The organism is Flavobacterium sp. SM15 (assembly GCF_022012335.1).
Classification (GTDB): domain Bacteria; phylum Bacteroidota; class Bacteroidia; order Flavobacteriales; family Flavobacteriaceae; genus Flavobacterium.
Map to the genome: position 1 here is coordinate 344,560 of NZ_JAKLTO010000001.1, position 15,725 is coordinate 360,284.

Annotated in this window: 10 protein-coding genes; 6 read left to right on the forward strand and 4 right to left on the reverse strand. The window is 40.4% G+C overall.

The genetic code is table 11. From position 1 onward, the window contains the following. Window positions 1-41 precede the first annotated feature (41 nt). Window positions 42-1,469, forward strand: a complete 1,428-nt coding sequence (locus tag LZZ90_RS01655) for an MATE family efflux transporter (RefSeq protein ID WP_237788940.1) — start codon at window positions 42-44, stop codon at window positions 1,467-1,469. A gap of 158 nt (window positions 1,470-1,627) precedes the next feature. On the opposite strand, the gene dusB is transcribed toward LZZ90_RS01655, so the two are convergent. Beyond that, entirely contained in the window at window positions 1,628-2,620 is a 993-nt protein-coding gene (dusB, locus tag LZZ90_RS01660; protein ID WP_237788941.1) for a tRNA dihydrouridine synthase DusB, read from the reverse strand. 276 nt (window positions 2,621-2,896) lie between these two features. Between dusB and lepA the strand changes: the two genes are divergently transcribed. The 3 genes from lepA to thiL all read left to right on the forward strand — a co-directional run bounded on the left by lepA (window position 2,897) and on the right by thiL (window position 10,146). Continuing rightward, the gene (lepA, locus tag LZZ90_RS01665) at window positions 2,897-4,693 is read left to right on the forward strand and encodes a translation elongation factor 4 (protein ID WP_237788942.1); all 1,797 of its coding nucleotides are present in this window, start codon (window positions 2,897-2,899) and stop codon (window positions 4,691-4,693) included. A gap of 142 nt (window positions 4,694-4,835) precedes the next feature. After that, window positions 4,836-9,011, forward strand: a complete 4,176-nt coding sequence (locus LZZ90_RS01670) for a T9SS type B sorting domain-containing protein (RefSeq protein WP_237788943.1) — start codon at window positions 4,836-4,838, stop codon at window positions 9,009-9,011. Between the two features lie 82 nt (window positions 9,012-9,093). After that, on the forward strand, window positions 9,094-10,146 hold the full coding sequence (thiL, locus tag LZZ90_RS01675; protein ID WP_237788944.1) for a thiamine-phosphate kinase: 1,053 nt from the start codon (window positions 9,094-9,096) through the stop codon (window positions 10,144-10,146). A 33-nt stretch (window positions 10,147-10,179) separates the two neighbouring features. On the opposite strand, the gene LZZ90_RS01680 is transcribed toward thiL, so the two are convergent. Next, on the reverse strand, window positions 10,180-11,718 hold the full coding sequence (locus LZZ90_RS01680; RefSeq protein WP_237788945.1) for a glycine--tRNA ligase: 1,539 nt from the start codon (window positions 11,716-11,718) through the stop codon (window positions 10,180-10,182). A gap of 66 nt (window positions 11,719-11,784) precedes the next feature. Then, a complete protein-coding gene (locus LZZ90_RS01685; RefSeq protein WP_237788946.1) occupies window positions 11,785-12,450 on the reverse strand; it encodes a hypothetical protein in 666 nt (221 codons plus the stop codon). A 59-nt stretch (window positions 12,451-12,509) separates the two neighbouring features. Here LZZ90_RS01685 and LZZ90_RS01690 point away from each other — a divergent pair, with 59 nt between their 5' ends. Further along, on the forward strand, window positions 12,510-13,196 hold the full coding sequence (locus tag LZZ90_RS01690) for a ComF family protein (protein WP_237788947.1): 687 nt from the start codon (window positions 12,510-12,512) through the stop codon (window positions 13,194-13,196). Window positions 13,197-13,266: 70 nt separating this feature from the next. Then, window positions 13,267-14,865, forward strand: a complete 1,599-nt coding sequence (locus LZZ90_RS01695) for an Ig-like domain-containing protein (protein WP_237788948.1) — start codon at window positions 13,267-13,269, stop codon at window positions 14,863-14,865. On the opposite strand, the gene LZZ90_RS01700 is transcribed toward LZZ90_RS01695, so the two are convergent. Continuing rightward, entirely contained in the window at window positions 14,849-15,616 is a 768-nt protein-coding gene (locus tag LZZ90_RS01700; protein ID WP_237788949.1) for an amidohydrolase, read from the reverse strand. The genes LZZ90_RS01695 and LZZ90_RS01700 overlap by 17 nt on opposite strands. Window positions 15,617-15,725 lie beyond the last annotated feature (109 nt).

The following is a 15,725-nucleotide window of genomic DNA, read 5'->3' on the forward strand; positions in this document are numbered from 1 at the left end:
AACAACCTGTTCGACAGTATTAATATTTATCCTAATTTATCATGACAGAAGCAACTTTTTCAAAACATACTTTATCCCGTATTTTTTCTACAATCAAAACCGCTGTTAAAGGCGACGAATCTTTTGATTATACAAGTGGAAGCATTAAAAAAGCCGTAATTCTCTTAGCCATTCCGATGGTACTGGAGATGATGATGGAATCCGTATTTGCCTTAGTCGATTTGTACTTCGTAGGGCATCTGGAGCACAGTAGTTTTGCTATTCAGACCGTAGGATTAACCGAATCGGTACTCACTATTATTTATTCGCTGGCCATTGGCATCAGTATGGCGGCAACAGCTGTAGTAGCGCGACGAATCGGCGAAAAAAACCCGCAGGCCGCAGCCAAAGCAGGTATGCAGGCCATTTTAATCGCTTTTGCCATCAATACAATAATCAGTATTTTAGGTTTTCTTTATGCGAAAGAAATTTTATTGCTGATGGGCGCTTCCCAAGAAGCCGCCGACTACGGCGTGAATTTTACCCGCATCATGATGGGCGGAAGTTTGTGCATCATGCTGTTATTTCTTATTAACGGAATATTCCGAGGTGCCGGAAATGCCGCCATTTCCATGCGCAGTTTGTGGCTGGCCAACCTTTGCAATATTATATTGTGTCCGATTTTCATTAACGGTTTAGGGCCGATTCCTGCTTTTGGGCTAATCGGTGCAGCAATCGCAACGACCACCGGACGAAGTATTGGGGTACTGTATCAATTGTACCATTTATTCAACGGAAAAGGCATCCTGAAAATCGTTTGGTCGCATTTTACCCCAGATTGGGAACAGATTCGACACATCGTTAAAATTGCTGCTCCAGGTGTTTTACAATTTGTCATTGCTTCCTGTAGCTGGATTTTCTTAGCACAATTGGTTGCCACTACAGGAGGCGATCAGGGTTCGGCAGGATATCAGACCGCATTGCGCATCATGATGTTTTTTATTCTTCCGGCATGGGGGCTGAGTAATGCAGCAGCTACTTTGGTAGGACAAAACTTAGGAGCAAAACAAATTGAACGTGCGGAAAAATCGGTATTTACCACCGCAAAATACAATGTGATTTTCATGGCAACCATTATGGTTATCACTTTGCTTTTCGGAAGCTATGTGATTTCGTTTTTCACCAACGATACTATAGTTCAGAGAATTGCCGTGGAAGCCTTGCAAACCATGAGCCTTGGCTACATTTTCTACGGAATCGGGATGGTTCTAATCAATACCTTCAATGGAGCCGGTGATACTTGGACGCCTACTAAAGTTAACTTTGTTGGGTTTTGGTTGTTTCAAATACCGCTGGCGTATTTTTTAGCAAAACATCTTAAAATGGGACCGAGTGGGGTTTTTATGGCCGTGCCGATTGCAGAAACTGCGATTACTTTAGCCAGTATAGTGTTGTACCGTAAAGGGAAATGGAAAAAGGTTCAGGTTTAAAACCAATACTTCAGAAATTGTGACAAAAAATAATTTTAAAAAAAAGTCATAGTTTTTGTTTCAAAAAAATAAAAAATAAAATTTTGAAACAGTTAAAATCACCCATAAAAAAATCCGTCTGATTTGTAACCAGACGGATTTTATATTTTAAAGTATCGTTATACAATCTGATAATCCGAAAAGGCATCGCGGATTTCATCAAAAATTTGCATCAATTCTTCTGCACTGTTATTCGTTACCAACTTTTGTCGGTACTCCTTAAAATGAGGAATTCCCTTGAAATAATTGGTATAATGACGGCGCATTTCTACGATACCTACATGTTCGCCTTTCCACTCCATTGACCAGTTCAAATGGTTTTGAGCTGCTTGAATGCGAGCTACCATATCTGGTGGTGGTAATAATTCTCCAGTTTTGAAGTAGTGCTTGATTTCGTCAAAAATCCAAGGATAACCAATTGCAGCGCGACCGATCATCATTCCGTCAAGTCCGTATTTGTTTTTGTACTCCAAGGCTTTTTCCGGGGAATCAATGTCGCCGTTTCCAAAAATCGGCATGGTGATTCTCGGATTTTCTTTCACCCTTTGAATGTGTGACCAATCCGAATGGCCTTTGTACATCTGGGCGCGGGTACGCGCGTGAATGGTTAAAGCCTGAACTCCCACATCTTGCAAACGCTCGGCAACCTCATCGATATTGATGGAACTTTCATCCCAACCCAAACGGGTTTTCACCGTTACCGGAAGATTGGTTCCTTTGATAACCGCTTTGGTTAGGCGCACCATCAAATCCACATCTTTCAAAACTCCGGCACCTGCTCCTTTACAGACCACCTTTTTCACCGGGCAACCAAAGTTGATGTCTACCAAATCAGGTTGCACTGTATCAACAATTTTGGCCGATAGTTCCATCGCTTCTTCATCACCTCCGAAAATCTGGATCCCTACCGGGCGCTCGTAGTCAAAGATATCCAGCTTTTTTTTGCTTTTCATGGCATCACGGATCAGTCCTTCGGAAGAAATGAATTCCGAGTACATCAAATCGGCTCCGTGCTGTTTGCACAAACGACGAAACGGTGGATCGCTCACGTCTTCCATAGGCGCGAGCAACAAAGGGAAATCCGGTAATTCTATGTTGCCAATCTTAACCATCCTGCTGCATTTTGCGGCAAAATTACAAATTTTTATGAGTTTCGACTACTGTTTAACGTTTCCAATGCTGAATCTGCGCTTCACAATCAAAACTTTGACTATATTTGCCGATTAAATTCACTACCTTTAAAGTGAAGTTGCGTTAGGGGTTGCAGCGGCATCCTTTTTGATGGCTGAGGCTCCCGAAGTCACCAAAAAGATACAGCGGAAGACCCGACCCTTGTGGGAACGCCTGCTTCGACAGGCTCAGCCACCTAAATTTGACAGTATTTGAAGATGAAGAAAATAAGAAACTTTTGCATTATTGCACACATTGACCACGGAAAAAGTACGTTGGCGGATCGTTTATTGGGCGCAACCCAAACCGTAACGGCCCGTGAGGAAAAAGCTCAGTTGTTGGACAATATGGACTTGGAACGCGAACGTGGGATTACCATTAAGAGTCACGCCATTCAGATGGAGTACACCTACAAAGGCGAACAATACATCCTGAATTTGATTGACACTCCGGGACACGTGGATTTCTCCTATGAGGTTTCCCGCTCCATAGCGGCGTGTGAAGGCGCACTTTTAATTGTGGATGCAGCGCAAAGTATTCAGGCGCAAACCATTTCCAACTTATACCTTGCTTTAGAGAATGACCTGGAAATTATCCCGGTACTAAACAAAGTGGATTTACCAAGTGCGAATCCGGAAGAGGTAAGCGATGATATTATCGATTTATTAGGTTGTAAACTGGAAGACATCATCCACGCTTCGGGGAAAACCGGGTTTGGAGTCGATAAAATTTTAGAAGCAATCGTAGAGCGTATTCCTGCACCGGAAGGAAATCCGGACGAACCGCTTCAGGCACTAATTTTCGACTCGGTGTACAATCCGTTTAGAGGAATTGAAGTTATTTTCCGTGTGAAAAACGGGGAAATCAAAAAAGGCCAGAAGATTAAATTCATGGCCACCGGGAATGAATATTTTGCAGATGAAATCGGGACTTTGAAATTAAATCAGGTGCCGAAAAATGTAATCTCTGCCGGAGACGTAGGGTATTTGATTTCAGGAATCAAAGAAGCAAAAGAAGTAAAAGTGGGGGACACGTTAACCGACGCAAAAACCCCAACTACCAATATGATCCACGGATTTGAGGACGTAAAACCAATGGTATTCGCCGGAATCTATCCGGTTGATACGGAAGATTATGAGGATTTACGCGCTTCCATGGAAAAATTACAGCTGAACGATGCTTCGTTAGTGTTTGCTGCGGAAAGTTCGGCGGCTTTAGGGTTTGGTTTCCGATGCGGATTCTTGGGAATGCTGCACATGGAGATCATCCAGGAGCGTTTGGAGCGTGAATTCGACATGACGGTAATCACAACGGTTCCGAACGTTTCGTATTTGGCCTACACCAAAAAAGATCCGGATACGCCGTTTGTGGTGAACAACCCTTCGGATTTACCGGAACCTTCCAAATTAGACCGTGTAGAAGAACCTTACATCAAAGCAACGATTATTACCAAAGCGGATTTCGTAGGAAACGTAATGAGTTTGTGTATCGAGAAACGCGGATTGATCACAAATCAGACCTATTTAACTACTGAGCGTGTTGAATTGAATTTCGATATGCCACTGGCGGAGATCGTATTCGACTTCTACGACAGATTGAAAACCGTTTCTAAAGGTTATGCCTCTTTTGATTACCACCCAATTGGAATGCGTACTTCGAAATTGGTGCGCTTGGATGTACTGTTGAACGGTCAAAACGTGGATGCTTTATCGGCATTAATTCACGAAGACAATGCCTACCATATCGGTAAAAAAATGTGTGAGAAATTGCGCGAACTGATCCCGAGACAACAGTTTGATATTCCGATTCAGGCTGCGATTGGTGCAAAAATCATCGCGCGTGAAACCATCAAAGCCTTACGTAAAGACGTAACTGCAAAATGTTACGGAGGGGACATTTCCCGTAAACGTAAACTATTGGAAAAACAAAAAGCCGGTAAAAAACGTATGCGTCAAGTAGGAAATGTAGAGATTCCACAATCGGCATTTATGGCAGTTTTGAAACTGAACGATTAATTTCTGAACTACTTTTCAACTATAAAAACCCCAGCAATGTAACAGATTGCCGGGGTTTTGTTTTTAAACCTTCAACTAGCTACATTTCAATTATTTACAGTATATTTTTTTGTAACTTTAACTGGTTCCGAATGCAGTGGTTATGAAAAAAAATTACTTCATATTACTTTTTTCAATTTGCTTTGGCGTTAACTCTCAGACCATAACTGTTGACGACACCTCAACTCCTCCCGATGCTTTGGTAAACCTTTTACTTGGGAATTCCTGTGTAGAAGTTTCCAATATTTCGGTTTCCTCAACACAATCAGTGGCTTACTTTAATAAAAACGGCTCTTCATTTCCTATTAATGAAGGGATTATTATAAGAAACGGGCAAGCAATTTTAACACAAGGACCTTATACCAACACAAATTTAAGCAGTCAAAGCAACAGCACTACCGATGCTTATCTGCAAACCATTAGCAACAACAGCGGACAATCTGCAGCTATTACCGATGTTGCCTTTTTAGAATTTGATTTTGTACCGCTTTCCAACCGGTTCAGTTTCGACTTTCTATTTGCATCCAACGAATACGGCGAATACCAATGTGGCTTTAGTGATGTTTTTGCTTTTGTACTGACCGATTTAATCAACGGAAACGTCACGAACTTAGCGGTAATCCCAGGAAGCTCAACTCCTGTGACCGTAAAAGACATTCGTGACCAAGCCTATAACAACCTTTGCAACTCGTCCAATCCAAATTTCTTCGACGTTTATAATGTGAATAATCCTACAGCTTCCACTCTAAATATGAGAGGACATACGGTAGTAATGAATGCTTCTGCAGCGGTGTCCCCTGGGAATTCCTATAAAATAAGATTAGTGATTGGAGACTACAACGACTTCAATTATGATTCGGCTGTTTTTTTAGCTGCCGGAAGTTTTACCACAACTTTAGATTTAGGTCCGGACAAAACAATCTGCAACGGCGATTCTTATACCTTGGACACCTTTCTGGGTAACGCCTTTAGTTATCAGTGGTTTTTAAACGGGAATCCGATAAGCGGTGCCAACGCTTCAACTTATACCGTAACACAATCAGGCACTTATAGTGTTGAGATAACCAGAGGAACCTGTTTTATTACCGACACCATTGTTTTTAGTGATTTAAACGTAAATGCCCCTCAAAATCTTCAAACCTGCAATACCGGCAGCAGTTCGTACAATTACAATCTGACCCTCAATAATGAATCTTTTTTAGGGATTGATCCACAAGTGTACGATGTTTTTTACTACGAATCCCTTGCCGATATCGCTTCCAATACTCCCATCCCTGCAGGAACCCTCGCTTCTTATTCGAGTACGGGGGGAGAAACAATTTATATCAAAATTTTAAATACCCAAACCGGTAATTTTTGCGATGCCGTGTACTCTTTCGATCTGATTGTTAACAGCCCGATTACCCCGGGAAGCAACATCAACGTAAATACCTGCAGCGACCCCGCCGGAACGACCTATAATTTACTAAATCTTAACCCTACTGTTTTAAACGGACAACCTTCTGCCAATTACAACATTACCTATTACAATTCCCAATCGGATGCCCAACAAGGAATTAACAGTATTGGTTTTTCATTGGCTATTCCTGCGGGAGCTTCCAGTATTACCGTTTGGGCACAAATGCAGGATGTCTCAAACCCAAGTTGTATTGGAGTAACAAGCGCTATTATTACAGTTAATCCATTGCCTTTAGTTGATGACATTTCAGATACTGTTGAATGTACGGATTACATCTTACCCCCCATTAGCAACGGAAATTATTTCACCGGAACAAACGGAAGCGGGATAGCTCTAAATCCAGGAGACACAATTACGAACGGAGGGACTTATTATATTTTTGCCGGACCAGATGCCAACGGCTGTACCAACGAAACGAGTTTCACAGTTACAATGATCGACGAATTTTCTCCTTCTTTGGAGAATTGCGGCTCATTCACAGTACCGGTTCCTCCGAACAATATTGGGGCTTTTTACACAGCTTCGGGCGGTCCAACGGGAAGCGGAGTACTCATACCTTTTGGGACTGTATTTAACAACACCGGTCAAAGTACCATAACCCAGAATCTTTATTATTATGCGGAAATGAACGGCACTCTTTGTGTAGACCAATTGTTCACCATCAACATTCATCCGATTCCGCTGGCTGATGATCCGGCAGACATTACCACGTGTACTTCTTATACTTTACCGGCCTTAACCAATGGAGGCTACTTTTCATTATCAGGCGGACCTTCTGCATCCGGACAAATTCCTCTGTCTGCAGGGGATTCTATAAATGTTTCCCAAACGATCTACGTTTACAATTCCAACCCGAACTGTTCCACAGAAAACCCTTTTACTGTTAATATAGTCGACACCACCATCTTCACGCCCCAATCCGGCTGTGGAACCTACTCCTTACCTCCAATATCTTTCGGTGGTTATTTTGACGCTCCAATGGGTGGTGGAAATCCAATTGACCCAACAGAGCCTATTACCAGCTCACAAATCATTTATTATTATGCGGTAACTACTTCTTCACCAAATTGCACCGACAACTTAAGTTACAACATCACCATAAACCAAAAGCCTCTTGTAGATACAATTATAAGCGGAGTATATTGTGGGGAATTCATCCTTCCGGTTTTAACCAATGGAACTTATTTTACTTTATCCGGAGGAACAACAACTCCGGGAAATCAACAATTAAATCCAGGAGACAAAATCGATTTGACAGGAACCCAGCTCGGTCCGGGAACCTATTATATTTATAATGGACCCGATACAAATGGGTGCTGGGACGAAAGTTCTTTTACCATTAACCTTAATCCTTTCCCCTTAGCTGATGGGGTGATTGACCGATTTGAATGCAGCCCGTATTCCATCGCTCAACCAGTAAACGGAACTGTCTATACCGCTCCAGGCGGACCTTCTGGCGGAGGAAGTATTGTTTCTCCAGCCGATGTATTTACCTCTTCACAAATTTTTTATCTGTACAATATCGATAATGGTACAGGCTGTTCCCTTGATAAGAAATTCAATGTAACTTATAACGGCTTGGACTTACCCGATTATCCTCATGTAACAGTGTGTGATCATGATAATTATACTTTACCTGCTTTAACCCATGTTCCTTCCACTCCTTTAAACTATTCTATAGGTTATTATTACGATCCGAATGGGGTGAACCCTGTACCTTCAGGAACTGTTTTTAACACTCCAAACACCCAAACAACCCTTTACGTTTTTGCCAGAAATGGAGATCGGGTTATCTGTACCCAAGAAGATAGTTTTGTACTTACGGTTTCCGAAACTCCAACGCTACCCAACTACCCTACCGGAAAGGAGTACTGCGGTAGTTTCACATTGCCGGCATTGCCCACTACGAATTACAACGTCAACTATTACAGTCAATCCGGAGGTAATGGATTGATAAGCGCTTCGAATTACACCTATTCACAGCCAGGCACTTACACCGTTTACGTTTATGCGACTGCTGTCAATAATACCAACTGTTTTGATGAAGCTTTCTTTACCTTTACGATACATCCGTTATTAGAAATTGATTTTCCCGATGGTGTCATCTGTGTTGATCCGGTAACTAATACCTCTATTCGAGATTATACGGTTAACACAGGTTTAAACCCGGCAATCTACACTGTTAACTGGTATTTAAATGGCACCTTAATGGGAACAGGTCCTAGTTATACTGCAACACAAGAAGGGATTTACGATGTTCGTTTTACCAAAATTACTCCTGATGTAGGAGCAAATTGCAATTATAAAGACACGCAGGTTGAGATCACAAAATCCAGCAAAGCAATAGCTTCTTATACGGCAAGTGGAGCTTTCGAAGACCAGATTGACATTGCAGTTTTAATTACTGGAGGATATGGTGACTATCTTTTTCAGTTGGATAATGGTCTTTTTCAGAGTAGCCCAGTTTTTTACGATGTGCCTTCCGGAGAGCATCTGATCAACATCAAAGATACTAAAGGGGATTGTGGCGATTTGACGCTAGTTGTTCATGTATTAAAATATCCGCATTTCTTCACTCCTAATGGCGATACGTACAACGACTTTTGGAACATTACCGATTTAAAACACCAGCCCAGTGCCGTAATCAATATTTACGACCGCTATGGAAAACTCCTCAAACAAATGAGTCCGGACAGCCCGGGTTGGGATGGCACCTTAAATGGCAAAGCACTTCCTTCCACCGATTATTGGTTTCAGGTTTTTTATACGCTTAATGGACAATCAGCAGAATTCAGAGCTCATTTTAGCTTGAAACGATAATCATTTTACCTTCTAGTCAATACGTTTTTTAGTTTGGAACTTTACTTTGTACCTTTGCGCTTCAAAATTAAGCCGAAACATCATGATAGAAGATAAAAACCAACAACGCACCAGCATTGCCCAATTGGGAGAGTTTGGACTGATTGACCATTTGACGGGACAATTCGAAATCACTCAACCCTCAACCCTAAAAGGAATTGGAGACGACGCTGCTGTTTTAGATTTCAAAGGAAAAAAAACTGTTGTTTCCACCGATTTACTGATTGAAGGTGTGCATTTTGACTTGGCCTACATGCCTTTAAAACACTTAGGGTACAAAGCGGTTTCGGTCAATGTGTCTGACATTTGTGCAATGAATGCAAAGCCTACACAAATTACTGTTTCTTTGGCAGTTTCAAATCGTTTTCCTCTGGAAGCTTTAGAAGAATTGTATGCAGGAATTGCTTTGGCTGCAAAAACGTACAACATTGATGTTATTGGAGGCGACACCACTTCTTCTCAAAAAGGTTTATTGATTTCTATTACCGCTTTAGGTGAAGCCGAGGAAAAGGAAATTGTTTACCGAAAAGGAGCAACCTCTACAGACTTATTAGTTGTTTCGGGTGATCTTGGTGCGGCTTACATGGGTTTACAGATTTTGGAGCGCGAAAAGCAAGTATTTTTAGTGAATCCGAACAACCAACCGGATTTGGAAAATTACACCTACTTGATTGAACGCCAATTAAAACCGGAAGCGCGAGTAGATGTTCGTGAAATCTTGGAAAAACTGGAAATCAAACCTACTTCTATGATTGATATTTCGGATGGTTTATCTTCAGAAATAATGCATTTGTGCAAGCAATCAAATTTAGGTTGTAATTTATACGAAGACAAATTACCGCTGGATCCGCAGTTCATAAATGTTTGTGAAGAGTTCAACATCGACAGTACAACAGTAGCCATCAACGGTGGAGAAGATTACGAATTGCTATTCACCATCAAAATGGAAGATTACGACAAAATTAAAGGGAATCCCAACTTTACAGTAATTGGTCACATGACTCAGGAAAGTGAAGGAAAACATTTGGTTACCCGAGCCAATACTAAAATTGAACTAAAAGCAAGAGGCTGGAATGCTTTAAGCGAAGAAGAATAAAAAAGGCTTTCCGATTGGAAAGCCTTTTTAGTATTACATTTTCATCAGCCAGTTTCTCATGGAAACTTCGTTATTAATGATTCCTCTTAATTCTGAAATAGCCACGCGATCCTGTTGCATCGAATCTCTGTGACGGATTGTTACGGTTTTATCCTCCAAAGTTTGGTGATCCACCGTGATACAGAATGGTGTTCCTAGAGCGTCCTGTCTTCTGTAACGACGACCTACCGCATCCTTCTCATCATAAGCTACGTTGAAATCCCATTTCAAATCTTCGATAATCTCTCTTGCAACTTCTGGTAAACCGTCTTTTTTCACTAACGGAAGAACCGCCGCTTTAGTTGGCGCTAAGACCGAAGGTAAACGCAGAACAGTTCTTGTCGAACCGTCTTCCAAGGTTTCTTCTTGTAAAGCTTTAGAGAACACCGCTAAGAACATACGATCCAAACCTACCGAAGTTTCCACTACATAAGGTACATAGTTTTGGTTTAATTCGGTATCGAAATATTGCAGTTTTTTTCCGGAATATTCTTCGTGGGCTTTCAAATCGAAATCGGTACGGGAGTGAATTCCTTCCAATTCTTTAAATCCAAACGGGAAGTTGAATTCGATATCCGCTGCGGCATTCGCATAATGCGCTAATTTCTCATGGTCGTGGAAACGGTAATTCTCACGTCCCAAACCTAAAGACAAATGCCATTTTAAACGCGTATCCTTCCAGTACTCGTAGTATTTCATTTCCTCACCCGGACGCACGAAAAACTGCATTTCCATCTGTTCAAACTCACGCATACGGAAAATAAACTGACGCGCTACAATCTCGTTACGGAACGCTTTTCCGGTTTGTGCAATACCAAAAGGCACTTTCATACGGCCCGTTTTTTGCACATTTAAAAAGTTTACAAAAATTCCCTGAGCTGTTTCCGGACGCAGGTACAAATCCATGGCGGTATCGGCAGAAGCTCCCAGTTTGGTTCCGAACATTAAGTTGAACTGACGTACTTCGGTCCAGTTTTTAGATCCGGTTTCCGGATCAGCGATTTCCAATTCATCGATTAAGGCTTTTACGTCTGCCAGATCGTTTTCCAAACCTTTCGCCAAACGATGTAGAATCTCATCCTTTTTAGAAAGATATTCCACAACTCTTGGGTTAGTTGAAACGAATTGCGCCTCATCAAAAGCATCGCCAAAACGCGCCTTTGCTTTTTCAATTTCTTTTTGTGCTTTCTGGTTTAATTTCTCGGCATAATCCTCGATTAACACATCGGCACGGTATCTTTTTTTAGAATCTTTGTTGTCGATAAGCGGATCGTTAAAGGCATCCACGTGACCCGAAGCTTTCCAGGTTGTTGGGTGCATAAAAATGGACGCATCAATCCCCACGATGTTCTCGTGCATCTGCACCATCGACTTCCACCAGTATTCTCTAATGTTTTTCTTTAATTCCACTCCGTTTTGAGCATAATCGTACACTGCGCTCAAACCATCGTAAATTTCGCTGGACGGAAAAATAAATCCGTATTCTTTTGCATGCGAAACTACATTTTTAAATAAGTCTTCTTGTTTTGCCATAATGACGCAAAAATATAAAAATAGGACGGGAAATAATAGCCTGAAAACTATCTTTTTGGAAGAATTTTAATTCACTCTGAAATTTGTTGAACCAATTAGATTCCCTTCACAAATAAGGTTAATTTTGTATTCCCCTATACTTAAATGCTCTTTCAGATCGATAAAAAGGCACGCATCGGGATTGGAACTGTCTTTAAAAAACTCTTTAGACAAAAACTTAGAGGCAAATCGAATTTTTTCCGTTCCATTTCCCTGAAGATTAACCAGCTGAACCAATATTTTCTTGGCTCCCGATTGCAAGGCATTGTCTTTTTCCAGAGTAAAACGAATGCGCATTTGATTGATCTTATCAGCGCTGGAGGTTTCCAAAATATCGTTTGATTTTACCCGAACCCCACGAACACTTACGTTGGAAGCTTTTAAAAAAGTTAAACCCTTAGTTTTAGACGGCTTATTCGAAGTGCCGGAATCAAATTTTGCATCGTTTATTAACTCGGTATTCCTTTTTGCTCCAGAGTTAGTTTGTATGGATATATTTTGATAAAGCGAATCGTACCGCTTTAAAAATTCATTCAATTGATTTTTATACAAGGTATTCTCCATGAGCAGCCTCTTTTGAAGCAACTGGTTCTTTTGAAAAGTTTCGTACCACTGAAGGCAAACCACAAATAAGCCAACGCTTAAAACGCATATAATGGCTAAGTTGAAGGTTATGGTTTTATTTCGTGGCATTTGAATAAAGAATTGTATTACAATTTAGTTTTTATAAAATTTGTAGAAAAATTTAATCGATGAACACACTAAAAAATTTGATGAACGTTTTTTTTCCCAGATCCTGCAAAGGCTGTTTGACGCTTTTGCTTCTTAATGAAAAAACAATCTGTTCAAATTGCCGCCACGAATTACCGTTAACCAATCATTACAGAAATCCTGAAAATGAAACCTTCAAACGCTTCTACGGAAGACTGCCGTTACAACACGCTTCTTCCATCGTATATTTTCATAAAAAAGGCATTGCTCAACAGCTTATTCATCAGTTAAAATACAAAGGTGCACAGGAAGTGGGAACTTTTTTCGGAACCTATTATTCCGAATTCCTCTTGGAAGTTCCTTCCTTAAACGATGTAAGCGAAATCATTCCCGTTCCATTACATCCGAAGAAAACAAGAGAACGAGGCTACAATCAGGTCACGGAATTTGGAAAAACATTAGCATCCGGACTTAACATCCCTTATAACGACACCCTTTTGCACCGCAACTTTTATTCCAACACCCAAACCAAGAAAAACATACTCGGCCGCACCGAATTAACTTCCGAACTCTTTGGAATTAAGTATTCTGAAAAAGATTACGGGAAACATTTTTTACTTATTGACGATGTGATAACCACGGGATCTACCCTTGAAGCTTGCGCAAAAACACTCTTGAAGATCCCAAAGGTTAAAATCAGTATAGTTACCATTGCCTATGCTCAATGATAATTTTGAGAAAACATTTCGTTTCCAGTAAATATAATTGTTATTTTGTGCTGTTAAAATGAATTTCAAAATGCTGAAGTCTAAGTTTCCTTTTTATTTAATCCTGCTTGCTGTTCTGTTCAGTTGTGCAAAAAGAGGTCATATCACGGGAGGTGAAAAAGACACCACGCCACCTGTGATTACAAGCAGTTCTCCAAAAAATTTCAGTACAGGTTTTACGGGCAACTTCATCAAAATTAATTTTAACGAATACATTAAGGTGAAAGACATCAACAAACAGCTGATCATTTCCCCGCCGATGAAAAATGCTCCTGAGATTGTTCCTATGGGAAGCGCGAGTAAATTCATCACTATTAAACTTAAAGATACGCTTGAACCCAACACCACCTACAGTTTCAATTTCGGGCAAAGTATTTCTGATAATAACGAAGGTAATCCGTATTCACAGTTTAAATATGTTTTTTCTACCGGAACCAGCATCGATTCTTTAAAACTGGGCGGAACCATCAAAGATGCAAAATCTAAAAAAACCGATAATTTTGTTTCGGTGATGCTCTATGAGGCAAGTAAATTCAATGATTCTACGGTTTACAAAAAACAACCGCATTATGTAACCAACACCTTAGACAGTCTAAAAACGTTCACTTTGGAGAATCTGAAAGCCGGAAGTTATTATCTAGTCGCTTTGAAAGACGAAAACAAAAATTACCGCTTTGACCCCAAAACGGATAAGATTGCTTTTTTCAAAAATCCGATAAACGTTCCAAACGATACCTCATACAACCTAGGACTTTTCAAAGAACAACTACCATTTAAAGCCGAAAAACCAAAACAGGTCAGTGCCAACCAATTACTTATGGGGCATGAAGGAAAGCCTAAAAACATCGTGGTTTCCATAAAAGATAAAGGAGTTGACCTTCCGGTAGTGGTTACTAAATTCGAAAAGAAAGATTCCCTACAGCTTTGGGTTCCAAAAATCAAAACCGATTCTTTGCAAATCAGCATAAGCAGTAATCAATACTCTAAATCTTTTTCTGTAAAGACAAAAGAGATGAAAGTTATCGACACACTTTCCTTCAAAACCAAACAAACCGGACTACTGGATTTCAGGGATTCATTTACGGTATTGCCTTCCACCCCTTTGGTGAAAATTGACAATTCTAAAATCCGAATCATTAAGAAGGATTCTACAGAAGTAGCTTTTACATCTAAATACAAAGAATGGGAAAATGAGCTGGTGTTCGATTTCAAAAAAGAAGAAGACCAGAAGTACAGTATTACTTTGTTGCCAGGTGCTTTAAAGGATTTCTACGAAAAACAAAACGACACCTTAAGCTACACAGTAAGTACCCGAAAATTAACCGATTACGGAAATTTAAAAATTGTTCTTGAAAATGTGAACCGTTTCCCTATCCTTGTGGAATTGCTGGATAAAGACGAAAATGTGATCATTTCACAATATTCCGAAAAAGAAACCGAATTCAATTTTGAAACTGTCGAACCTCAAAAATACATCCTGCGCGTTATCTACGACGATAACAAAGACGGAGAATGGACAACCGGAAGTTATCTTGAAAAGCGTTTGCCGGAGGAAGTAATTTACCACCCAAAAGAAATCGATTTACGAGCCAACTGGGATTGGGAAGAACGTTTTATTCTGTCAAAGTAAAAGCGTCCCGATCGCGCAAAAAACCGAATTTATTACGGTTAGCCAGCATAAGTTCTTTATCCAAACGAACGGAAAAGACCATTTCTTTTTCGGAAGGTTCTGCTAAATAATTGCCCAGATAATCCAAAACTTGAGAATGTCCCGGATAATTGTTATCGTTCTCATCATCTCCAATTCGGTTGACCCCGATGACATAACTCATGTTTTCAATTGCGCGGGCTTTAAGCAGTGTGTCCCAAGCGTTAATTCTCGGCTGGGGCCAGTTAGCAACATAAATCAACAAATCGTAATCGTCGTTGAAACGGGAAAAAACCGGGAAACGCAAATCGTAACAAATAAAAGCAGCGATTCTCCAACCTAAATAATTGATGATTTTCTTCTCACTTCCTTTGGTGTACACTTTATGCTCGCCGGCTAAGGAAAACAAATGGCGTTTGTCGTAATATTCGACCTCCCCTGTTGGAAACACAAACAACAATCTGTTATAATATTCATCTTTTTCTCGTATGACCATGCTCCCCATGATCGCCAAATTACGGTTTTGAGCCGTTTCTTTCATCCAAGTAACCGTTGCACCGTCCATGTCTTCGGCCACTTCATGCGGATTCATGGTAAACCCTGAGGTAAACATTTCCGGAAGTACTACCAACAGCGTTTCTTCAGGGATGTTTTGAATTTTAGCAGCAAAATAATTACGGTTTACTTCGGGATTTTCCCAAAAGAGCGGGGCCTGGATAATCGAGATTTGCATAAAAATAAAATTTTACAATCAACCCTTAAAGATACTATAATACAAGATGAAATTCTAAAGAAAATGTTAAATACATTAATCACCAATAATTAATTCATCTATTTGATTA

Coding starts and splice junctions, on each gene's coding strand:
- LZZ90_RS01655 (WP_237788940.1), top strand. CDS start 42: ATGACAGAAGCAACTTTTTCAAAACATACTTTATCCCGTATTTTTTCT.
- dusB (WP_237788941.1), bottom strand. CDS start 2,620: ATGGTTAAGATTGGCAACATAGAATTACCGGATTTCCCTTTGTTGCTC.
- lepA (WP_237788942.1), top strand. CDS start 2,897: ATGAAGAAAATAAGAAACTTTTGCATTATTGCACACATTGACCACGGA.
- LZZ90_RS01670 (WP_237788943.1), top strand. CDS start 4,836: ATGAAAAAAAATTACTTCATATTACTTTTTTCAATTTGCTTTGGCGTT.
- thiL (WP_237788944.1), top strand. CDS start 9,094: ATGATAGAAGATAAAAACCAACAACGCACCAGCATTGCCCAATTGGGA.
- LZZ90_RS01680 (WP_237788945.1), bottom strand. CDS start 11,718: ATGGCAAAACAAGAAGACTTATTTAAAAATGTAGTTTCGCATGCAAAA.
- LZZ90_RS01685 (WP_237788946.1), bottom strand. CDS start 12,450: ATGCCACGAAATAAAACCATAACCTTCAACTTAGCCATTATATGCGTT.
- LZZ90_RS01690 (WP_237788947.1), top strand. CDS start 12,510: ATGAACACACTAAAAAATTTGATGAACGTTTTTTTTCCCAGATCCTGC.
- LZZ90_RS01695 (WP_237788948.1), top strand. CDS start 13,267: ATGCTGAAGTCTAAGTTTCCTTTTTATTTAATCCTGCTTGCTGTTCTG.
- LZZ90_RS01700 (WP_237788949.1), bottom strand. CDS start 15,616: ATGCAAATCTCGATTATCCAGGCCCCGCTCTTTTGGGAAAATCCCGAA.